The sequence below is a fragment of the Verrucosispora sp. WMMC514 genome (assembly GCF_027497295.1).
Taxonomy (GTDB): Bacteria; Actinomycetota; Actinomycetes; order Mycobacteriales; family Micromonosporaceae; genus Micromonospora; species Micromonospora palythoicola.
Map to the genome: position 1 here is coordinate 3850772 of NZ_CP114906.1, position 20931 is coordinate 3871702.

Below are 20931 nucleotides of genomic sequence, written 5' to 3' on the forward strand. Positions count from 1 at the left end.
AGCCGGACGCCATCCGCCTCAGGTCGGCGTAGCGTCATTTGCTGACCGCTCGGTACAGGTCAAGCCAGTTCTGGACGCATCGGGCGAAGGAGTGCTCCGACGCGTACTCCTGCGCCAGCTCGCGCCGATGTTCCGGGTCGCTGCCCGGACGAGTTGCCGCCCGGATGGCGGCGGTGATCGCCGGTGTCGTCAGGTCCGCCTGGTAGGCAAGCACGCCCGCACCCCGCCGAGTGATCTCCGCCAGCCCGCCGACTCCGGAGTGCACGACCGGAACGCCGAGGGACATCGCCTCCAGCGCGCTACGTCCGAAGGATTCCACTCGGGATGGTACGAGCAGACAATCGAGCGTCGGTAGGAACGATGCGGCATCCACGCGGCCGACGAGTCTGATGTTGGGACGAGCCGCGATTTTCAGTGTTCCGGCTCCGGCGACCAGGAACTCGGCATCGGCAAGTTCGTCCGCGATGTCGGTGATGAGGTCGACACCTTTCTCCCGCTCGAGTCGACCGAGGAAGCCCACCCGAATCGCCCTCGTCGACGGGTGGCGCGAGGTGACGTCCGCCGTCGGCCAGATCGCGGGCAACGGGTTGGTTATCACGCGTACGTCGTGGACACGTCCGCGTACCCGCAACTCCTCGGCTTCGAAAGCGGAAACCGCGACGGTCGCGTGCGGTCGTAGTCGACGAGCGATCAGGTCGAGCGCGATGTTCGCCTGCACCGCGGCTTTTCCGCGCAACGACACTGCGGCGTCACGGTACTGCCACAAGCTGTTGTGCAGTGCGACCACCAGCGGAGTCTGCCGGCCCTTGATGCCGAGCCCGGCTCTGACGTGCATCGCGGCGGAGAGCAGGTGGGCACTCACCACGTCCGGCCGCGACTCGTCGACGAGCCGCCGAATGTCCCGCGCGTAGTCGAGATCGACCCGTCGGGTGGCTGCGAGCCTGAACCACCTGATTCCCGAGTCGCGGAGCGTCGCCGCCACCTCGTCGTCGGGCGTGGCGGCCAGCACCTCCACCCCCTGCTCGGCCAGCGCCGGCAGCATCTCGGCGAGAAATCGCTCAGCGCCGCCAAGTTGCCGTCGCCCGGCACCACCCGTCGTACACACGAAGAGGACCCTCATCGAGCACGCAGTCCTTCGATGGCGCCCCGGGCCACCGCCCGACGGGTGGCACCGCCACCCACCCCGGCCCGTAGCAGCACCCCGAGGGTGTAGGCGGAACAGGCGATCCTTCCGCGCCAGCCAGCAAGCTCGCGACTCGCCCGGATGAACTCGCGGGTCTGCCGGCGCGAGATCTCCTCCGGCGGCCACCGTCGCTTGGCGCTCGCGTCGTCCTCGTGGGTCACGACGGCCGCCGGTACGTAGGCGAGGCGCAGCCCCAGCCGCCGGACCGCCCAACACAGCCGTAGATCCTCGGAGTAGAAGAAGGAGGACTCGTCGACGCCGCCGATGGCGTCGAGGGTTTCCCGGCGGATCGCCACGAAGGGCCCGGAGAACCAGTCGCCCTGTTCGGGCGGGGAGACTATCCGCAGGCGCGGTAGTACCAGGCTCAATCCGGTGGCGTGCGCGAGCCCGGCAGGCACGGTCAGGAAGCGTCCGGCTGCGGTCTGGTCCGCGCCGTTCACGTCGAGGACGGTCGGAAACGCGGCCCCGACCGTCGGATCGTCGAGACGCGCGGACAACTCCTCGACGGCGCCGGTTCGAACGACAATGTCGTTGTTGGACAAGACCACGCGGGACCGGGTGGTGTGCCGTACTCCCAGGTTCATGCCCTTCGCGTAGCCAAGGTTCACCTCCGAACGGAGGTACCGGGCTCCGGTCTCATCGCACATTGCCTGCAGGGCCGAGCTGATGTCAGCGGCGCTGCCGTTGTCCACGACGACAACCTCAGCGGCAGACGGCAGCGATCTCACGCAGGCGTTCGTCCGCTCGAAGTCTTCCCAGGTCAGAACGACGATTGAAACATCCACCGCTAGGCCACCCGATTGAGGAGAAGGTGCGACGACCGCCGCAGGCGCTGCCAGGTCCGGAACGTGTAAACGCCGTATGCGAGCGATGAGGCCGTGGCGGCACCGGTAGCGCCGATCCATGGAATGAGCAGGAGGTAGAGCACGACCGAGACTGACATCGTGACTAGAGCGACGGCCGTGGTGGCTCGCTCGCCACTCTGCTTGAGCAGCATGGCGCTCCAGGTCTTGCCGACGGCCAGCGCCAACGTGCCGGGCAGCAGGAGCAGCCCGAAGATCCAGGCGTCGCGGTAGTCGGGCACCAGCAGGCCGACAACAGCGAGCCCGATCACCGCCAGGCAGGCCACGGGAAACGCCGCCCGCACCGCTGCCCGGCTCTGGTCCTGGATGGCGTCGGGATCTCGTTCGGCGAGGATCCGCTGCGACCTGACCACCGCGCCGGCCTGTGCGAACTCCAACGCGGCGACGGCCAGGGCGTAGACGCCAAGTGGTCCGGCCCCGGCGAAGCGAGCCACCAGGACCTGACTCAATCGGTACGTCACCATCTGAGCGGAGACGCCGACGTGCAACTGGCCCACGGCGACGAGGTCGGCCCGGTATTCGGGCAGCCGTGCGGTCACCGCCGGAAACGGCCGGAGCCGTTGCGCCCAGACCAGGACCGCGCCGGCCAGGACGGCAGCGGCTGCCACCTGGACGAGAAGCCAGACCAGACTCCAGTGGCTGCCGTCGCGCTCGTCGCCGACGAGCAGGATCGCGTACCCAGCCATCAGCACACCGCCGCCTGCCGCCCGGGTGGCATACACGAGCCAGAATTTCTTGAGGCGTAGACCCAGCGCGGCTGCCGTGTTGAAGACGGTGAGGGCGCAGGCGGCGCCGATGCCCACCGTGAAGCTGCCGATCCCGGCCAGCGCTGTCATCGCTGCTGCGGCTGCGGCCGTGAGCCCGAGCGAGACCCCGAGGATGCCGAGAATCCAGCTGCGTCCGCGAGACATGATCCAGCCAGCGGGACGCGACAGCAGGAAGGTGTCGGTCGAGAAACCACCGATCGCAGCCCCCATCGTGGCGGCCACCATGTTTGCCGCGAGTTCACCGCGTTCGGTCGCCGGAAGCGCAACCGATACGACGGCGGCGAGGCCGGTCATCCCGAGCGCGGCAATGTAGAGACGTTCGGGTGAGAGGCGGCGGTGGATACCTAGCACGCGTTGTCCTCGGTCGATCCCGGGCTGACGTCTTGCCGAGACCGGGCAGCGTCGGCCAGCCACACGCTTCCCACTCGTCTCCCCCGAAGATGTGGTGGATGTGCCAGCATGAACGCCACGTCGCTGGCACTTTCTACCCGAACGACGCTCGGTCCCGCAATCGACCGCCTGGACCGAACCTGCCGCATCCGCCGAGCGGCCCCTCGGACATTTGACGACCTCACTCACCGGTAATCTGACGGCTCGTCCGGGGACAACAGACGTGGAGCCACATGTACCTCGCCCGTTACTTCGGCGCGCACTGGGCGACGATGGCGCTGCTGGCCCTGCTCGGCGGGGTCGGGGCGGGTGCCCTGGCCGCCAGCCAGCCCGCCAGCTATCGCTCTGAGGTGCAACTGCTCGTCAGCTTCGTACCGGAACCGCCGGACATCCGGGAGGCCGCCGCCCCGGCGCTCGCCGAACAGTTGATGCAGCGGCGGGTGAAGACCTACGCCAGCATGATGAACAGTGCGCGGCTGACCCAACCGGTGATCGATTCGCTCGGCCTGCCGGACACACCCGCCCAACTCGCCGATCGCATCGTTGCGTCGTCGACCGTGAACACCCTGGCGATCGACGTGGCTGTCACCTACGGCGACCCAGCGGGGGCGGCCGCCATCGTCAACGCGCTCGCCGCCGAACTGCAGCGAATCGCGGAGCGCGACGCAGCGCCGGCCGGCCTCGTGTCGAGGGCGCGGGTCTCCGTGCTCAAGGTCGGCGTCGTCCCCAAGGGACCTGAAGCGGTGCCCTGGCCGTGGCATGCGGCCCTCGGTGCGCTCGGTGGATTCGCAATTGGGATCGGCATCGCCGTGTGTCATGCCCACCGCAGGTTGGGCACACCCGTCAGCGCAGACCTCAAGGCTGCCTGGGCGGCGAACGTGCGAACGCACCCACTCGGCGGCGGTGCGTCGAGCCGATTCCGGCAGCATTAGCGACCTCCGGCGCGGAACACCTCCGCGACCGTACGCAGCACCACCTTGACGTCGAGCCAGAGCGACCAGTTTTCGATGTAGTAGTTGTCGAACCGCGTGCGATCGGAGATCGGCGTGTCCCCCCGCAGGCCGCTGACCTGCGCGAGCCCAGTTAGCCCGACGGGCACCCGGTGACGCGCGGCGTAGTTCGGATACTCCGCCGAGAACTTCTCGACGAAGTACGGCCGCTCCGGCCGCGGACCCACCACGCTCATGTCGCCGCGCAGAATGTTCCACAGCTGAGGCAGCTCGTCGAGCGACGTACGGCGCATGAACCGGCCGATTGGCCCGACCCGCCGGTCGTGCCCGATGGTCCAGTTGGTCTGCGACTCCTGCTCGTCCCTCGGACGCAGCGTCCTGAACTTGATGACCTGGAAGGACCTGCCGTGCCGGCCGATGCGCTCCTGACGAAAGAAAATGCCGCGCCCCCCTTCGGCGGCGGTGGCGACGGTGCAGAGTAGGAGCACCGGACACAGCACGATCAGAGCCACCGTGGCGAACAGCAGATCCGAGGCTCGCTTGACGGCCCACCGCGGACCGGAGAACGTGACGTCACCGATCTTGATGATCGGGATCGCCCCGATGTGGTCGGGGTATCCGCCCTGAGCCCGGGAGCCCCACAGACGCGGGACCGCCCACAGGTCGCATCGGGCACTGCGGGGACGTAGCAGGGTCTCCATCAAAGTGGACTCCGGACAGTCCGGGTCGGCGATGACGAGAACCTCGCACTCCAACAGGCGAACCAGGTGCTCCAGATCGTCGAGGGTGCCGCTCAGCGGGAGCGTGGCACCGCGCTGCCGGGCGGGGGCGTCGACACAGCCGACGAACCGTAGCCCGTAACGGGGGTAGCGGCGGAGGAGCCGGGCGAGTTCGAGCCCGACCGGCCCGCTACCAATGATGATCGCGTTGTGCTCCACCCACCGGCGCTTGCGTACGGCGATGGTGAGGGTGCGGCTGACCACCCGGCCGAGGATCACCAAGCCAGCCGACAACGCCACTCCCCGCATGAATCCGCTGACGTACTCGACGGAGGAGTGACGCAGCGCCGCGATGATGGCCACCACGGCGGCAGACGCCAGTAGTCGCCCACAGAGGCTCGGCAGCTCGTCCAGGATGCTCACGTGCCGGCGGGGCCGGTAGAGCCCCCCGGCGGCGAAGATGGCCACCGCGAGAACGGCGTTTGCCAACGTGCCCCGCCAGTATGTCTGACTCAGCAGCAGCGGGGTGAGCAGCGCGGCGGCGTCGATGGGAAGCGTCATCATCCATGCCCGCAGTCGTCGCGTCCGCGACGATGTACGGGATCGGGCATAGGGCAGGACCGCAGTCGTGTCGAGCCCGGAGGTGGCCTCGTCCGCCATCTCGTCGGCGACCGGCATCTCGACGGAAGCCGGGGCCGGTAGAACCTCGTCGTCGACGGCGTCCTGCCGCGCGACCCGTTGTTGTCCCGACCCGTCGGTGCGCTCGCCGGACGGGGGATGGCTGATTGTCGGCTGGCTTGTCATGGTTGGCGCTCCCCCCGTGGAACCCTTGGCCGCGTGACAAGTCTCAAAGGGCGACCGCAGGATACGGTCGGGTGAGATAGACCGCCATAGTAGGAAGGCTCGTTCCCTCTTCCTACTTTGCGGCGGACTGGATTTCCGGCACCGCGTCACGGCGCACCGCGTCGAAGAGCCGATCAGCCTTCGCTGTGTCGGCGAGCACTACACTTTCGTTGCCGATCCGGCCCGTGCCCTTGGTCGGGCAGGTGTAGAAGTCGAGATTTCCGCCACGCAGATGACGCAGTTCCATGCCTAGATCCAACAAAGACATGGACTCGTCGACGGCCACCGCGTCCGCCGTAGCACGGACGAACGAGTTCAGTCTGGTGGGGCTGGCCAGGGTGCCACCGGAGGCCGCCTTGTCGAGAATGGCCTTGATGACCTGCTGCTGGTGCTTGATCCGGGTGAAGTCACCGTCGGCGAACGCGTACCGCTCGCGGGCGTAGTCGAGCGCCGCGGCACCATCCATCTCCTGCTTGCCCGCGACGAATTGCCGCCGGCCGTCGGGGGTGAACGAGTGCCGGGAGGTGAAGCCCTGCTCGACGGTGATCTCGATGCCGCCGAGGGCGTCGACGATCTCCTTGAACCCGGCGAAGTCGACCATCGCCACGTGGTCGACACGAACGCCGGTGAACTTCTCCACCGTCTGCACCATGAGCGGGACACCACCCCAGGCGTACGCGGCGTTGATCTTCGCATCGCGACCGCCGCGCCCCTGGCGGGATCTCGGCACACTCACCCAGGTATCGCGAGGGATCGAGATGAGCTGGGCGCTGGACCGATCCTTCGGGAGGTGGGCAAGGATGATCGTGTCGGTGCGGGATCCCGAGGTGTTCTCCGGATCGCGGGAGTCGCTGCCAAGAATCATGATGTTCAAGGCGTCGGCCGCGACGACCTGTGGTCGGGACTCCTCCGGGACGTCCTCGAAGGCGTCGACCCGCTCGACGCTGGATTCGACGGACCGGTAGTAGAGCCCTGCGGCGAGCATCCCACCACCGACCACCAGCACCAGCACCAGGCCCATGATCAACGCTAGGCGCGACCACCGCCGACGGCGTCGTGGGCGCTCGGCCGGCGCCTTCAGTGTCGGCGGCTCGTCGGCGGGCGACGCCGCAGCCGGTGGGCTCTCGGAAAGCGACGTATCAGTTTGAACGTCCCCGTGGTCCTGGCGCATGATGAGGATGCTACTGATTGCGACCCCTGGCTCGCATTCCCCTGTCGTTGCTTTCCCGTGTCGACCCGTCGCCGAGCCGAAACACAGTGGAATGGGCGGTACGACCAACTTCCCTTTGTTACCCCACTGTTTCCGTTGATCTGGTAGAACGCAGCGGTGGATGCCGTCAAGCTGCGTCGGGCGATCGCCCGTACCCGCCTCGCCCCCGTCGCCGCCTTTCCGAAACGCCTGGTCGCCGTCGCCCGGCACGACGCCAAGGTGCTGCGTACCTCGGCCCGCTGGTTGGTCGCCTCGCGGGAGCATCACAACTACACGTACGAGTTGACCAAGCTCAGTCGGCACCATCTCGCCTGGTTCGTCAGCGTCGTCTGCGAGCTGCCGGTCAAGCAGGTCCGCGGGTACCTCGCCGAGATCGAGTCCGACGACGCGCTGCGGCAGCACATCAGCTCCGCCATCGCGGGCGCCGCCCGTCGCGGGCTGGCGGACCGGCACGTGCGGTACGCCCGCCGGATCGGCTGGTACGCGATCGTCCGGGCCCGGCGGCCCAAGCACATCGTGGAGACCGGCGTCGACAAGGGACTGGGCAGCTGCGTGCTGGCCGCCGCGCTGCTGCGCAACGCCGCCGAGGGGCATCCGGGTCGGGTGAGTTCGATCGACATCAACCCCGAGGCCGGCTATCTCGCCCGCACCGAACCCTGGTCGGAGGTGATCGACCTGGTGATCGGCGACTCGGTCGAATCGATCAACGCGTTGGACCGGCCGGTCGACCTGTTCCTGCACGACAGCGACCACAGCAGGGCGTACGAGCGGCGCGAGTTCGCGGCCGTCGAGTCGAAACTGGCCCCGGGCGCGATGCTGCTCACCGACAACGTCACCCACACGAACGTGCTGGCCGAGCACGCCGAACGCACCGGGCGGCGGTTTCTCGCCTACCGGGAGACGCCGGCGAACCACTGGTACCCGGGCGACGGCATCGGCGTGGCATGGTAGCCGGGTGCGGCTGAGCGGGATCACCACCTATCCGGTCAAGGGTTGCCGTGGTCTCGTCCACGACGCGGCCGACGTACGACCGTGGGGGCTGGACGAGGACCGGCGCTGGATGCTTGTCGACGCCGACGGGATCGGCGTCACCCAGCGCGAGGCCACGTCGCTGGTCCGGGTGCATGCCAGCCCCGGCCCCGACGGGCTGCTGCTGCGCGCCGACGGTCATCCCGACCTGGTGGTGCCCGAGCCGACCGACGGCACGCCGGTGTCGGTGCGGACGTTCCGGCGGCGGGTGCTGCGGGTCGACGCGCTGCCCGCCGGCCCGGCCGCCGACGCCTGGTTCGGTGCGGTGCTCGACCGACCGGTCCGGCTGGTCCGACTGGCTCGACCGGCCCGGCACATCCCACGCGGCGACCGGAAGTACGACCCCGGGGACCAGGTCAGCTTCGCCGACGCGTACCCGGTGCTGCTGGCCAACACGGCATCGCTGGCGGCGCTCGGCGACTGGCTCGTCGCGGCCGGCGCGCAACCGGTGCCGATGACCCGCTTCCGACCCAACCTGGTGCTCGACGGGGCCTCCGCCTGGGCGGAGGACGACTGGGCCGGGCGTGGGCTGCGCATCGGCGCTGTCCGCTTCCGCGCCGCCGGCCCGTCGGCCCGCTGCCTGGTCATCACCACCGACCAGGAGACCGGGGTACGCGGCCGGGAACCGTTGCGGACCCTCGCCCGGCACCGCAACATCGACCGCAAGCTCCTGTTCGGACTCAACCTGGTGCCGCTGGAGTCGGGCCGGGTGCGACTCGGCGACCCGGTGGAACTGGCCGACTGACCAGGTGGACACGGCTCGACGACGACCGACGGACACCTCTTGCCGCCGGCCGTCCGGCGGATCGATGATGGCCGAGGGCGGACCTCGACCAAGGGAGTCTGAGATGTCGGTGATCCATCATCCCCGGGTGGCGTGGGACGCGGCCCGGACACTGGTCGGGGCGGTACCCGACGACGAGCGTTTCCGCAGCATCGCCGGTGAGCTGGAGCGGCTGCTCGGCGGTGGCGTGGCGCAGTCGCTGCGGGAGACGCGCGACCGGCTGCGCTCGGCCCCCGACGACGGGCGCGACCTGGTCGAGGCCGGGGTGTGGCGGGTCCGGATCGAGGACGCGCTGCGCAGCCACCCGGACGCCGTGGAGCCGCTGCGCCGGCTGACCACCCAGGCGCAGTCGAGATCAAGTTCGTCTTAGCTTTGGCTTAGACCGCTTGTCCGGGCGGTCGCCGCTCCGGCAGCATGTCTGCACGTGACCGACGGAATCGACGGCCCCGCCGGCCATTCGTCGACTCGGCGTTCCGCGCCGCGTCGGTGGCTGGTCGGCGGGGCGGTGGCCACCCTCGCCACGGTGGTGGGGCTCAGCCTCGCGCTCCGCTCCGGCGCCGCACCCGCCTGCGCCGCACCGGCCGGTCCGGCCGTCGCGCTCCCGGCCGCCGTCGCGCAGCTCGCCCCGCCCGCCGCCGGCACCCGCCACGAGGGGAAGGCGACCTTCTACGACTCGAAGGGCGCGGGTGGGAACTGCTCCTACCCGGCGGCCCCGGCCGACCGCCGCTACGTCGCGCTCGGCCCCGCCGAGTACGCCGACGGTGCCGCCTGCGGCGGGTACCTGGAGGTGACCGGGCCGAAGGGCACCGTACGGGTGATGGTGATGGACCAGTGCCCCGAGTGCGAACCCGGCCATCTCGACCTGTCCCGGGAGGCGTTCGCCCGCATCGCGGATCCGGTGCGGGGCATCGTCGACGTCAGCTACCGGCTGGTCGCCGACCCGCCGCTGTCCGGCCCGCTCACCTTCCGGATCAAGGAGGGCGCGTCGCAGTGGTGGTTCGCCGTGCTGGTCGCCGGCCACGGCAATCCGCTGCGTTCGGTCGAGGTGCGTCAGGGCGGTTCGGGGCCGTGGCGGGCGGCCGCGCGGGAGAGCTACAACTACTGGCTGATCGACTCCGGTGCCGGGCCCGGCCCGTACCAGGTCCGGGTCACCGACACCCGGGGCCACCAGGCCACCGCCACGGGCATCCGGATGGCGCCGGGCAAGGTGCAGCGCAGCTCCGTCCGGATGTACGGAGGCAGCTCGGCCGAGTCGGCCACGGCCGCCCGAACACCGGCAGCGGCGCGTGCGAAACCGTCGGCCAGCGCGTCGACGCGGGCCTCGGCCCGGCCGACGCCGTCGGTCGCGGTGACGGCCGACGCGACCACGTCGGGCGAGCCGGCCGGTGCCGAAGCGTTCGCAACCGCGCCGCTTGCCGCCCCCTCGCCCGGCTGCGACTGACCCTGCGGCCGGTGCCGGTCAGCCGCTGGTGTGTTGATCCTGCCGGGCTGCCGTCAGGTCGAGCCACATCAGGATCTCGTCGCGGTCGTCGCCGGGGGCGACCCGGATCGCCGCGGGCCAGCGGCCGACCTCGTGGTATCCGAGCCGCCGGTAGAACCGGTCGAGCCCGAACCCGTCCCGCACGGTGACGTGCAGCGCCGCCAGCCCGAGGCGGCGGGCCACCCGTTCGGCCTCGCGCATCAGCGCCTCACCGAAGCCACGCCCCTGGTTGTCGGGGTGCACCATCACCCGGGTGAGCACCCGCAGGTGCGTCTTCAGGTGGAACCGGGGATCGGTGAAGATCGCCATGGCGACCAGCCGATCGCCGTCGTAGCCCAGCAGCAACCGGTCCGGTCCGTCGGCGATGTCGGCCAGCGTCGGGTCGGCGATGGTGCGGACCTGCACGGCGTCGACAGGTGCCACGAAGCCGACCGCGCCGCCGGCGTTCGTCACGTCGACCCACAGCGCGACGATCCGTTCGCGCAGGTCGGCGGTCAGTTCGGGGTCGAGGACGAAGCGCAGGTTCACGCCGCTCATCCTCGCCCGGGCAGCGTCCCGGTCGCCCGTCATGGTGACCAGGCTGACAGGTCGATCGGTGCGGGAGAGGGGATTCGAACCCCCACGTCCTCTCGGACACAGGTTCCTAAGACCTGCGCGGCTGCCTGTTACGCCACTCCCGCCGGCCGGGAAAGTCTAGACGGTCGACGGGGCTGATCGTTCGGTGCGGGCGCTGTCGTGCTGAATCATCTGCGCCATCAGCTCGACAGGTCGGCGGGCGGTCACCACCATCAGCACCACCGGCACCGCGACGGTCAGTCCAGGCCGAGGTCGCGGCGCAGCTTGGCGACGTGGCCGGTGGCCTTCACGTTGTAGAGCGCCCGCTCGATCCGGCCCTCCTCGTCGATGACGAAGGTGGAGCGGATCACGCCAGTGACCGTGCGGCCGTACATCTGCTTCTCGCCGTACGCGCCGTAGGCGGTCAGCACCGCCTTGTCGACGTCGGCGACCAGCGGAAAGGTGATCGCGTCGCGCTCGCGGAACTTCGCCAGCTTCTCCGGCTTGTCCGGTGAGATGCCCACCACCTCGTATCCGGCGGCCTGCAACGACGCCAACGAGTCCCGGAAGTCGCAGGCCTGCTTCGTGCACCCGGGCGTCATCGCGGCCGGGTAGGCGTACAGCACGACCTTGCGACCGCGCAGGTCGGCCAGGGTGAGCTGCCCGTCGGTGTCGGTGGGCAGGCTGAACCCGGGCGCCGGGTCGCCGGGGGAGAGGCGGGCGGGAGCGGTCATGGCACGACCCTACCGCCGCGCTGGGCCAGCCGGTCGGCGCGGCACGTCGGACGAGGCGTACGGCACTGTTGCCAGGTATTGGCAACAGTGCCGTACGGGAAATACGCTCACCCCTGCCGGCGGGCACGGGTCCGCCGACCCGTGGAGGTCATGTGGAAACCCTGGCGATGCACATCTCCAACGGCATCATCAACGGTCCGGTCGCCGCGGTCTTCGCGGTGATCGCGCTGGCGGCGATGGCGTACTGCGTCATGCGTGGCCGGCAGGACCTGGACGACCGGCTGGCGCCGATGGCCGGCCTGGTCGCCGCGTTCATCTTCGCCGTGCAGATGCTCAACTTTCCGATCTTCACCGCCGGGGTCAGTGGCCACCTGCTCGGCGGTGCGCTCGCCGCGATGCTTGTCGGGCCGTGGGTCGGCGCGCTCTGCGTCGCGGTGGTGCTCGTGGTGCAGGCCCTCGTCTTCGGTGACGGTGGGGTGGCCATGCTCGGCCTCAACATCACCAACATGGCCGTGATCGGCATCGCGGTGGCGTACCTGCTGATCGCGCTGCTGCTGCGGGTACTGCCCCGCACCCCGGCCGGATTGGCGGTCACCGCCTTCGTCGCCGCGCTGGTCAGCGTGGTCGTCGCGGCGATGGGCTTCGTGCTGCAGTACCAGCTCGGCGGCACCACCGATCTCGGCGGCAACCTGGCCGGCCTGGCCGGCACCATGGCCGTGTCCCACCTGTTCATCGGCGTCGGCGAGGGGCTGATCACGGCGACCACTGTGGTCACCGTGGCGAAGGTCCGTCCCGACCTGGTGTACGCGCTGCGCGCCCTGAAGCCGGCCGCACCGGTGACCGTCCCGACCGTCGGAGGTGTCCGGTGAGGAAGTGGGGTTTCATCGTCGGAGGGCTCCTCGTCGCCCTGCTGCTGGCCGGCGTGGTCAGCAACTTCGCCTCGTCGCATCCGGACGGGCTGGACTCGTCGCTGCGGGAGGGCTGCACCTTCGACGCCGACGACGAGATCACCGGCGGCAGTTGCCCGGCGCAGCAGGAGCGGGAGCACGAGATCGGCGGCCCGCTCGCCGACTACGGCATCGCGGGCGTGGACAACGACTTCCTCTCCACCGGGCTCTCCGGCGTGCTGGGCGTACTGCTGACCTTCGCCGTGGCCGGCGGCGCCTTCTGGCTGGTCCGCCGCCGGCAGCCGACGGGGGAGAGCACCACCGGGGCGCAGCGCACCGACCCGGCCACCACGAGCGGCGGGTAGCCGAGGTGGGAGCCGGTCACGCCCACGTGCTGTACCGGGCCACCGACTCGCCGGTGCACCGGCTACCACCGGAGGTCAAGATCGCGGCGATGGTGGCGTTCACCATCGCCGTGGTCGCCACCCCCCGCGAGGCGCTCTGGGCCTTCGGCGCGTACGCCCTGCTGGTCGCGGTCGTCGCGGTGCTGGCCCGGGTGACGGCTCGCTGGCTGCTGCTGCGGTCGACGATCGAGCTGCCGTTCGTCCTGTTCGCCTTCGCCCTGCCGTTCCTCGGCGCGGGCGAGCGGGTGGACGTGGCCGGGCTGCACCTGTCGGTCGACGGTCTCTACGGTGCCTGGAACATCATCGCCAAGGGCACCCTCGGCGTCTGGGCGTCGCTGCTGCTGGCGGCGACCACCACCACCCGCGACCTGATCGTGGGGCTGGACCGGCTGCGCTGCCCGCAGATCGTCACCCAGATCGCCACCTTCATGCTGCGCTACCTCGACGTGCTGGTCGGCGAGGCCCGGCGGATGCGTCTCGCCCGGATCTCCCGGGGCGACGATCCACGCTTCGTGTGGCAGCTGCGCGGCTTCGCCGCCGGCGTCGGGGCGCTGTTCCTGCGCGCCTTCGAGCGGGGCGAGCGGGTCTACCTGGCGATGCTCTCGCGTGGCTACACCGGTCGGATGCCGACGGTGTGGCAGGGCGGCGCGGCGGCGACGACCGGGCAGTGGCTGATCGCGGCCACCGTGCCGGTGCTGGCGGGCACCGTCGCCGCCACGGCCGCCGTCCTGACATGATCGAAGCGTGCAGCCCACCCCGCCCAGCCTGGACGTCCGTGGCGTACGGTACGCCTACCCCGACGGCCACGTCGCGCTGCACGGCGTCGACCTGACGGTGGCGCGCGGCGAGCGGGTCGCGCTGCTCGGCCCCAACGGCGCCGGGAAGACGACGCTGGTGCTGCACCTCAACGGCATCCTGACGCCCACCGAGGGGCAGGTCGCGGTCGGTGGGCTGACAGTCGGCCCGGACCGGGCGACGCTCGCCGAGATCCGCCGCCGGGTCGGCATCGTCTTCCAGGATCCGGACGACCAGCTCTTCCTGCCCACCGTCGCCGAGGACGTGGCGTTCGGCCCGGCCAACCTCGGGCTGCGCGGGCCGGAACTGGCCGCCCGGGTGGACGAGGCCCTGGCCGCGGTGGGCATGTCGGAACACCGGGACCGGACCCCGCACCACCTCTCCTTCGGGCAGCGTCGTCGGGTGGCGGTGGCCACCGTGCTGGCGATGCGGCCGGAGATCCTCGTGCTCGACGAGCCGTCGTCGAACCTCGACCCGGCGGCACGGCGGGAACTGGCCGACATCCTGCGCACCCTGCCGGTGACCCTGCTGATGGTCACCCACGACCTGCCGTACGCGTTCGAACTCTGCGACCGCTCGGTCATCCTCGACGGTGGGCGGATCGTGGCCGACGGGCCGACGGCCGTGCTGCTCGACGATGAGGAGCTGCTCGCCCGGCACCGCCTCGAACTGCCCTACCCGTTCCGTCCCACCACCGGGCGCCCGCCGATCAGCGAGTAACGGCCGTTGTCGCGGACGGGCGGCGGGCGGCGGTGTGCAGGCGCAGCAGCGCGGCGGCCAGCGCGCCGGCACCGGCCACCATGACGAGGACGACGAGTGTCCGGGCGACGGTCGGCGGCCACGGCGTCGGCAGCACCGCCCGGCTGAAACCGGCGATGTTCGTCACCCCGGCGAACAACGCCAGGCAGACGCCCGCCAGCGCCACCAGGAAGTCGACGTGGGACCGGGGAGCGGACGAGGCAGCGACGCCGGTCGCCGCCCGCGTCCCGACGACGATCGCCGCCAGGCCGGTCAGCAGGGTCCACACCGGACCGGTCAGCAGGCCGGCCAGCACGCCGCCCGGTCCCTGTGCCCCGGCGTCGAGCGTCCGTCCGAGCGCGACCGCGACCGCCGCGGCCCCGCCGACGATCAGCAGCCCGCCGAGGGCGGCGAGCGCCCGCCGCCCGGGGCCGGAGGCCGCCGGCAGCACCCCGAGCGCACCGACCGCCAGCACGCCGACGACGGTCACCACCCACCAGGTGTACGCGTCCGGCGGCGGTACCCAGTCCAGGGTGCCGCGGATCTCCGCCGGCCCGTCCGCGCCGCGTAGCGGGACCACCCAGTCGCGTACCCGGTGCTCACGGTCGGGCGCGGCGCGGACCTGGGCGGGCGGTTCCGCCTCGCGCCACAGGGCCCGCTGGTCGTGCCAGCGGGCGGTCGTCCCGCCGTCGACACGGTGCCAGCGCGGCTCGGCGGCCGGGTCGGCCTCGGCCGGCAGGGCGGTGTCACCGACGAGCGTGCGGTTGAGATACGTCGCGGGTGAGCGGGAGTTCTCGTAGACGCCGTCCGGTCCGATCCGCAGATACGGCTCACCCGAGTAGCCGATCACCTCGACCGGCGTGGCGCCGGTGTTCGTCAGCTCCAGCCGGGCACCCGCCTCGATGACCCGTACCCGCAGGTCCGGGTGACCGGCGGCGGTGACCGTCACCCGGTAGTCCGTGCCGTTCGGCGCGTCCGCGCCGTGGGCGAGGGCGGGGGCGGCGGTGGCGAGGATCGCGGTGATCGTGCCGGCGAACAGCAGCCCGGCCCGGGCGAGCAGGGTCACCGGCCGGCCGCCTCCACCGCCGCGGTGATGTTCTCCGGCGTCCACTCCCGCACCGGCTCGCCGTCGACCAGGATGGTCGGCGTGCCGGTGACGTCGGCCTGACTCGCCTCGGCGGTGACGTGCTCGGTCCACGGCTGGTACTTGGCGTCCCGGACGCAGCTGGCGAACGCTTCGCGGTCCAGCCCGACCTCGGCCCCGATGTCGATCAGCTCGTCGTTGCTGAGGCCGGCACCGCCCTCCGGCGGCTGCCGCTCGAACAGTGCCTCGCTGAACTCGGTGAACTTGCCGCCCTCGGCGGCGCAGCCGGACGCGGCCGAGGCCCGGGTCGAGTAGTCGGTGCTGGAGTACCGGTCGAGGAAGGCCACCGGGTGGTAGACCACCCGTACCTTGCCGTCGGCCACCAACTGGTCGATGGTGGCACCGCTGGTCTGTTCGAACTGCTTACAGGCCGGGCAGATGTAGTCCTCGTAGATGTCGATGGTCACCGGCCCGGAGCCGACCACGATGCCGGTGCCCGCGTCGTTGGCGCCCGGCGGCGCGGTGAACTCGTCGGACTGCTGGCTGGACCAGACGCTCCAGCCGATCAGGCCGGCGATGACCAGCACCAGCACCGCGCCCACCGAGATCCACAGGGTCCGCTTGCGGCGCCGCTCCCGGTTGATCTGTTCCCGGACCACCCGGGCCGCGTCCTTGCGTCCCTTGCGACTACTCATTGTCGTCCTCCACCGGTTCGCCCGCGAGCGCGCCGTCGGCGGAGACGGCGGTGCGGGGCCAGATCAGCAGGAACCCGGCCAACGCCAGGAAGCCGATGTCCCGGAGGATCTCCGGGAGATAACTGGGGCTCTCCCCGGCCGGCAGTTCGCCGCCCACCCCGAAACAGCCGCAGTCGATGGCCAGCCCCCGTGACCAGGCCGAGGCGATGCCGGCGATGAAGACCAGCAGCAGAGCCGCGGAGACTCCGGCGGCCAGCCTGGTGGCCAGCCCGAGCAGCAGCAGCAGGGCCAACGCCAGCTCGACGAAGGGCAGCGCCGCACCGACCACCATCGCCACGTCGTACGGCAGCACCTGGTAGGCGTTCACCGCGCGGCCGGAGGCGGCCAGGTCGCCGACCTTCGACCAGCCCGCCCAGAACCAGACGCCGGCCAGGCCGAGCCGGACGGCGAGACCGAGCCAGGGGCGCCAGGTGCGCAGGTTGGCGTTCACCCGGCCAACGCCTCGTCCACGGCGTCGACCAGCTCGGCCCGGGCCCGCGCCACCCGCGAGCGGATGGTGCCCACCGGCACCCCCTCCACCGCGGCGGCCTCGGCGTACGACAGGCCGAGCAACTGGGTCAGCACGAATGCCGCGCGTCGTTCGGGGTCCAACCGGCGCACCAGGTCGCTCGCGCCGAGCTGACCGGCCGGGTCGGGGTGCGGCACGTCGGTGTGCGCGTGCGCGGTGAGCCGTTGATCCAGTCGCCGCCGCCGCACCACCGTGCGCAGGTGGTCGGCGCAGGTCCGCCGGGCGATGCCGAGCAGCCAGGTGCGGGCGCTGGACCGGCCGGCGAAGGAGGGCAGCGCGCGGAACGCCCGCAGGTAGGTCTCCTGGGTGAGATCGTCGGCGCTGTCCGGATCGATGAGCGCCGCGGTGAACCGCCACACCTCCGCCTGGGTGGCGCGCACGAACGCGGCCTGCGCGACCGGGTCGCCGTCCCGGGCGGCCAGCGCCCACCCGGTGGCCGGGTCGGCGGTCGGGTCGGGCTCTGCGTGCCGCGGCGTCCCGGCAGGTCGCCGGGGCCGGCCGTCGGCGCGTTCCGGGCCGACGGTGCCGGTGTCGGCGCTGGCGGAGGTGTCGCGCGGGGCGGGGATCACGACAACCCAGGTTACGCGGCGGCGCGCCGAGCAGCAGGGTCCTTCGGCCCTTCCATGGGGTGCACCACTCCGGGAACTTTTCCGGCGTTGTGACCGACTATCCGCCTATGAGCTCCGGCCCGGTGTCCGCGCGCCCGCGCTCGATCACAGGCAATCGCCATCAATCGATGGACCTGGTTCGCCTGGAACGGGTGTCGTCGGCGACCATGGGCGGCATGACTGCCGCCCATCGCCGCCGGTTCGCCCGGCTGGCCGCGACCGTCGGCCTCCTGGTCGCCGTCGTGGCGCTGCTGCTCGTCCCCGCCAGCCCGGCCAGCGCCCACGCCGTGCTGTCCAGCAGCAGCCCGGCCGCCTCGGCCGTGGTACCCGCCGCGCCGGCCGAGGTGGTGCTCACCTTCAGCGAGACGGTCCGCAAGGTGCCGGACCGGATCCGGGTGATCGCCCCGGACGGCTCGCGCGCGGACCAGGGCGAGCCCACCTTCGCCGGCAGTGTGGTCAACATCCCGGTCGACACCGGTCGCGGCAACGGCACCTACCTGGTCACCTACCGGGTGATCTCCGCCGACAGCCACCCGGTCTCCGGCGCGTTCACCTACTCGGTGGGCGCACCCTCCGAGCCGCCGGTGGACAGCGGCGACGACGGCCAGGCCAATCCGGTGGTCGGCAACGCGGTCAAGGTCGCCAAGTTCCTCGGGTACGCCGGACTGCTGCTGGCGATCGGGCCGGCGCTGGTGCTCGCCCTGCTCTGGCCGCGCCGGCTGTCCCGGCGCGGGCCGGCCCGGCTGGCCTGGACCGGCCTCGGGCTGGTGGCGCTGGCTACGGTGGCGGCGGTTCTGCTCCAGGTGCCCTACACCAACGGCGGCGGGGTGTTCGACGTCACCGGCGAAGGGCTGAGCCTGGTGCTCGGCAGCGCCTTCGGCGCCGCTCACCTGGTCCGGCTCGGACTGCTGGCCGCGGTGGCGTTGCTGCTCCGGCCGCTGCTGGCCGGCCCGGTGGGCCGGACGGACCTGGTGATCCTGGGTGTGCTGGCCGTGGGAGCGCTGTTCACCTGGCCGATCGCCGGGCATCCGGCGGCCTCGCCGGCCCCGGCGGTGTCGGTGCTCGTCGACACGGTGCACCTGGGCGGCATGGCCGTCTGGCTGGGCGGGCTGGTGATGCTCGCCGTGTTCCTGCTGCCCCGCGCCGACGAGCGGGAACTGGGTGCGATCCTGCCGATCTGGTCCCGGTGGGCGGCTCTGGCGGTCTCCGCGCTGCTGCTCGCCGGCACCGTCCAGGCGCTGATCGAGGTGGCCACCCCGGCGGCCCTGGTGAACACCACGTACGGGCGGCTGGTGCTGGCCAAGATCGGCCTCTTCGTGCTTGTCATCGCCGTGGCCGCCTACTCCCGCCACCTGGTGCGCACCCGGGTCGCGGCCAGCCGGCCGGCTCCGGTGCGCCGGGCGATCTGGGCCGAGCTGGCGATCACCGCGATCGTGCTGGGAGTGTCGGCCACCCTGGTCCAGACGACCCCCGCCCGCAGCGTCTCCACGGACGTGTCCGCCGCCGACAGCGGCTACTTCAGCACCACCGCCACCAGCTCGCTGTACTCCATGCAGATCGAGGTGTCGCCGGCCCGCCGGGGCAACAACTCGGTGCACCTGTACGCGTACACGCTGGAGAACCAACCGCTGCCGGTCGTCGAATGGCAGGTCACGGTCGCCCTGCCGGCGGCCGGGATCGAGCCGATCCAGGTGCCCCTGCTGCCGCTCACCGACAACCACGCCACCGGCGAGATCAGCCTGCCCGCGGCGGGCGAGTGGGAGCTGCGGGTCACCGCCCGTACCACCGAGATCGACCAGGCCACGGTGACCGTCACCGTGCCCGTCCGATAGAGAGGTTCCATCGATGCTCCGTCACCGGCGTTTCGCCGCCACCGCCGCCGCTCTGACGCTCGGCGCCGTCGCCACGGCCGTGTTCGGCTTCGTGGCCCCGGCCTCCGCGCACGTCACGGTCAATCCGCGCGAGGCCACCCAGGGCGGCTACGGTCGGCTCGCGTTCCGGGTACCGAACGAGAGCGACACCGCGTCGACCACCAAGCTGGAGATCTTCCTGCCGGAGAACGCACCGGTCGGCTCGGTGTCGACCATGCCGGTGCCCGGCTGGTCGGTGGCGGTGGAGAAGCGGCAGGTCGACCCGCCGGTGCAGGTGCACGGCAGCGAGATCACCGAGGTGGTTTCCAAGATCACCTGGACGGCCGGTGACGGAGCCGCCATCGCCCCCGGCACCTTCCAGGAGTTCCCCGTGTCCATGGGGCCGCTGCCCGAGACCGACCAGATGGTCTTCAAGGCGTTGCAGACCTACTCCGACGGTGCCGTGGTGCGCTGGATCGACGAGCCGCAGCCCGGTGGCGAGGAGCCGGCCGCCCCGGCACCGGTGCTCACGCTCACCGCCGCCTCCGCCGCCGACACGCCGACGGAGGCGCCGGCCGACTCGCCCGCTGGGGCGCAGTCCGACGACAGCGACGACGAGGACGGCAACGGTCTGGCGGTCGGCCTCGGCGTCGCCGGACTGCTCGCCGGCCTCGGCGGGCTGGTGCTCGGGGGGCTGGCCTTCGCCCGCACCCGGCGCTCCAGTGGCACCGCGGCGACGCCAGCCCCCTGAGGCGTCATCGCATCGCAGGCCCGCCGGGGTGATCCCCGGGCGGGCCTGTCCGCTTTCGGCGTCCGTGCCGTGGATATCCGCTGATTGGCGGGTCGGCGTAGGTAAGGTCGGCCGGGTGTCTGGCTACAGAGGGGAGCAGGGCGCATGCGTTTCGTGTGGACGCTTACCGGAATGCTGCTGCTGACCGTCGGCACCGCCGCGCTGCTCGGTGCGGCCGCGCTCGGTCTGCTGACCGGTCACGCCGGCCCCGACGGGGCGTTCACCGCCCGGTTCGAGACCGTGCAGACGCCGGGCCACGCGGTGGTGGTGACCGACCTCGACGCGCTGGTACGCCGGGAGGTGCCGTTCGCCCGGGGCGGGCAGGCCCGGCTGCGGCTGGACGCCCGTACTCCCGACGGGCCGGCCTTCGTCGGGCTGGCCCTGGCCGAGGAGGCGCAGCGCTGGCTGGCCGGCGCGCCGCACGCCGCGGTGCTCCGGGTGCCGCTCGCCAGGGGTCCGCTGCCGGTCCGGCTGGAACAGGTGACCCCGGCGGCGGGGACACCGCCCACCGTCCCGGCCGCACCCGCCGCGCAGACCTTCTGGGTACGCGCCGGCTACGGCGTGCTCGAGTGGAGCCCCGGCGACCTGGCCGGGCAGCGGCTGAGTCTGGTGCTGCTGCGCCCCGACGGTGGGGCGGGGGTGACCCTCGACCTGCGCGCGGAACTGCGGGCCGGCTGGATCGCCCCGGCCACCTGGGGCTCGCTCACCGGCGGGACACTGTTGGTGATCCTCGCCGCGTTGGTGCTGCTGCGGCCGGTCCGGCCGCGCGAGGTGGTCTTCGTGGTCGAGCCGGACCAGGTGCCGGTGCTCGCCGGACGGCTCGGGATCAGCTCACTCAGTGGCCTGGGCGCCCCGACACCGCCCGGTCCTCGCCGGCTGCCCGGGCGTCAACTCGTCCCGGTCGCCGCCACCGTGCCTGCCACCACGACCCGGCCCGCCATCGGCCCGGTGCCACGCCCGACCACCCTCGCCGAACTCCCCGACCCGGCAACCCCGCCCCACCCC

22 protein-coding genes, 1 tRNA gene and 1 pseudogene are annotated in these 20931 nt (G+C 71.6%); 12 read left to right on the plus strand and 12 right to left on the minus strand.

Annotated elements, in window-relative coordinates:
- Nucleotides 1-34: 34 nt before the first annotated feature.
- Genes O7597_RS17940 through O7597_RS17950 form a run of 3 tightly spaced genes read right to left on the minus strand, consistent with a single transcriptional unit; the run spans nt 35 to nt 3392 of the window.
- Nucleotides 35-1120, minus strand: a complete 1086-nt coding sequence (locus tag O7597_RS17940; RefSeq protein WP_269739583.1) for a glycosyltransferase family 4 protein — start codon at nt 1118-1120, stop codon at nt 35-37.
- The gene (locus tag O7597_RS17945; RefSeq protein ID WP_281580208.1) at nt 1117-2088 is read right to left on the minus strand and encodes a glycosyltransferase family 2 protein; all 972 of its coding nucleotides are present in this window, start codon (nt 2086-2088) and stop codon (nt 1117-1119) included. Before O7597_RS17945 ends, O7597_RS17940 begins: the two co-directional genes overlap by 4 nt.
- Complete coding sequence (locus O7597_RS17950) at nt 1971-3392, minus strand: polysaccharide biosynthesis C-terminal domain-containing protein (RefSeq protein WP_281580209.1); 1422 nt, start codon at nt 3390-3392, stop codon at nt 1971-1973. The genes O7597_RS17945 and O7597_RS17950 overlap by 118 nt, the downstream gene beginning before the upstream one ends.
- 44 nt (nt 3393-3436) lie before the next feature.
- Between O7597_RS17950 and O7597_RS17955 the strand changes: the two genes are divergently transcribed.
- Nucleotides 3437-4135, plus strand: coding sequence for a lipopolysaccharide biosynthesis protein (locus O7597_RS17955; RefSeq protein ID WP_269739580.1), 699 nt, complete (start codon nt 3437-3439; stop codon nt 4133-4135).
- Here the strand turns inward: O7597_RS17955 and O7597_RS17960 are convergent.
- Both O7597_RS17960 and O7597_RS17965 read right to left on the minus strand, forming a co-directional pair.
- On the minus strand, nt 4132-5676 hold the full coding sequence (locus tag O7597_RS17960) for a sugar transferase (protein WP_269739579.1): 1545 nt from the start codon (nt 5674-5676) through the stop codon (nt 4132-4134). The two genes, O7597_RS17955 and O7597_RS17960, sit on opposite strands and share 4 nt — an antisense overlap.
- Before the next feature lie 112 nt (nt 5677-5788).
- A complete protein-coding gene (locus O7597_RS17965) occupies nt 5789-6736 on the minus strand; it encodes an LCP family protein (protein WP_235944499.1) in 948 nt (315 codons plus the stop codon).
- Between the two features lie 306 nt (nt 6737-7042).
- Here O7597_RS17965 and O7597_RS17970 point away from each other — a divergent pair, with 306 nt between their 5' ends.
- The 4 genes from O7597_RS17970 (at nt 7043) to O7597_RS17985 (ending at nt 10179) form a co-directional block, all read left to right on the plus strand.
- On the plus strand, nt 7043-7876 hold the full coding sequence (locus O7597_RS17970) for a class I SAM-dependent methyltransferase (protein ID WP_281580210.1): 834 nt from the start codon (nt 7043-7045) through the stop codon (nt 7874-7876).
- Between the two features lie 4 nt (nt 7877-7880).
- Nucleotides 7881-8699, plus strand: coding sequence for an MOSC N-terminal beta barrel domain-containing protein (locus tag O7597_RS17975; protein WP_281580211.1), 819 nt, complete (start codon nt 7881-7883; stop codon nt 8697-8699).
- A 103-nt stretch (nt 8700-8802) separates the two neighbouring features.
- The gene (locus O7597_RS17980; protein WP_269739576.1) at nt 8803-9108 is read left to right on the plus strand and encodes a hypothetical protein; all 306 of its coding nucleotides are present in this window, start codon (nt 8803-8805) and stop codon (nt 9106-9108) included.
- Between the two features lie 54 nt (nt 9109-9162).
- Nucleotides 9163-10179 (plus strand): expansin EXLX1 family cellulose-binding protein, encoded by a 1017-nt coding sequence (locus tag O7597_RS17985; protein WP_281580212.1) that lies wholly within the window; start codon nt 9163-9165, stop codon nt 10177-10179.
- An 18-nt stretch (nt 10180-10197) separates the two neighbouring features.
- On the opposite strand, the gene O7597_RS17990 is transcribed toward O7597_RS17985, so the two are convergent.
- The 3 genes from O7597_RS17990 to bcp form a co-directional block, all read right to left on the minus strand.
- The gene (locus O7597_RS17990; RefSeq protein ID WP_269742631.1) at nt 10198-10746 is read right to left on the minus strand and encodes a GNAT family N-acetyltransferase; all 549 of its coding nucleotides are present in this window, start codon (nt 10744-10746) and stop codon (nt 10198-10200) included.
- A gap of 68 nt (nt 10747-10814) precedes the next feature.
- Nucleotides 10815-10898: transfer RNA gene (locus O7597_RS17995), tRNA-Leu, on the minus strand.
- A gap of 132 nt (nt 10899-11030) precedes the next feature.
- On the minus strand, nt 11031-11507 hold the full coding sequence (bcp, locus tag O7597_RS18000; RefSeq protein WP_269739574.1) for a thioredoxin-dependent thiol peroxidase: 477 nt from the start codon (nt 11505-11507) through the stop codon (nt 11031-11033).
- Nucleotides 11508-11659: 152 nt separating this feature from the next.
- On the opposite strand from bcp, the gene O7597_RS18005 reads away from it, so the two are divergent.
- The 4 genes from O7597_RS18005 to O7597_RS18020 are packed head-to-tail and all read left to right on the plus strand — an operon-like array spanning nt 11660 to nt 14313.
- Complete coding sequence (locus O7597_RS18005; protein ID WP_269739573.1) at nt 11660-12376, plus strand: energy-coupling factor ABC transporter permease; 717 nt, start codon at nt 11660-11662, stop codon at nt 12374-12376.
- On the plus strand, nt 12373-12759 hold the full coding sequence (locus tag O7597_RS18010; protein WP_269739572.1) for a PDGLE domain-containing protein: 387 nt from the start codon (nt 12373-12375) through the stop codon (nt 12757-12759). Before O7597_RS18005 ends, O7597_RS18010 begins: the two co-directional genes overlap by 4 nt.
- Before the next feature lie 5 nt (nt 12760-12764).
- Complete coding sequence (cbiQ, locus tag O7597_RS18015; RefSeq protein ID WP_269739571.1) at nt 12765-13535, plus strand: cobalt ECF transporter T component CbiQ; 771 nt, start codon at nt 12765-12767, stop codon at nt 13533-13535.
- A 7-nt stretch (nt 13536-13542) separates the two neighbouring features.
- Nucleotides 13543-14313 (plus strand): ABC transporter ATP-binding protein, encoded by a 771-nt coding sequence (locus tag O7597_RS18020; protein WP_281580213.1) that lies wholly within the window; start codon nt 13543-13545, stop codon nt 14311-14313.
- Here the strand turns inward: O7597_RS18020 and O7597_RS18025 are convergent.
- Genes O7597_RS18025 through O7597_RS18040 form a run of 4 tightly spaced genes read right to left on the minus strand, consistent with a single transcriptional unit; the run spans nt 14303 to nt 17100 of the window.
- Complete coding sequence (locus tag O7597_RS18025) at nt 14303-15397, minus strand: hypothetical protein (RefSeq protein WP_281580214.1); 1095 nt, start codon at nt 15395-15397, stop codon at nt 14303-14305. The genes O7597_RS18020 and O7597_RS18025 overlap by 11 nt on opposite strands.
- Nucleotides 15394-16110 (minus strand): thioredoxin domain-containing protein, encoded by a 717-nt coding sequence (locus O7597_RS18030; protein WP_269739568.1) that lies wholly within the window; start codon nt 16108-16110, stop codon nt 15394-15396. Before O7597_RS18030 ends, O7597_RS18025 begins: the two co-directional genes overlap by 4 nt.
- Complete coding sequence (locus tag O7597_RS18035; RefSeq protein ID WP_269739567.1) at nt 16103-16600, minus strand: MauE/DoxX family redox-associated membrane protein; 498 nt, start codon at nt 16598-16600, stop codon at nt 16103-16105. Before O7597_RS18035 ends, O7597_RS18030 begins: the two co-directional genes overlap by 8 nt.
- Nucleotides 16597-17100 (minus strand): sigma-70 family RNA polymerase sigma factor, encoded by a 504-nt coding sequence (locus tag O7597_RS18040; protein WP_269742630.1) that lies wholly within the window; start codon nt 17098-17100, stop codon nt 16597-16599. The genes O7597_RS18035 and O7597_RS18040 overlap by 4 nt, the downstream gene beginning before the upstream one ends.
- A 353-nt stretch (nt 17101-17453) precedes the next feature.
- Between O7597_RS18040 and O7597_RS18045 the strand changes: the two genes are divergently transcribed.
- The 3 genes and pseudogenes from O7597_RS18045 to O7597_RS18055 form a co-directional block, all read left to right on the plus strand.
- Nucleotides 17454-19118 (plus strand): copper resistance protein CopC, encoded by a 1665-nt coding sequence (locus O7597_RS18045; protein WP_281583269.1) that lies wholly within the window; start codon nt 17454-17456, stop codon nt 19116-19118.
- A 13-nt stretch (nt 19119-19131) separates the two neighbouring features.
- Nucleotides 19132-19887 carry a YcnI family protein gene (locus tag O7597_RS18050; protein WP_164445869.1) on the plus strand — a complete coding sequence of 252 codons (756 nt, stop codon included), beginning with the start codon at nt 19132-19134 and terminating at the stop codon, nt 19885-19887.
- A gap of 669 nt (nt 19888-20556) precedes the next feature.
- Nucleotides 20557-20781 (plus strand): annotated as a pseudogene (locus O7597_RS18055) (hypothetical protein); the annotation flags it as partial.
- Nucleotides 20782-20931 lie beyond the last annotated feature (150 nt).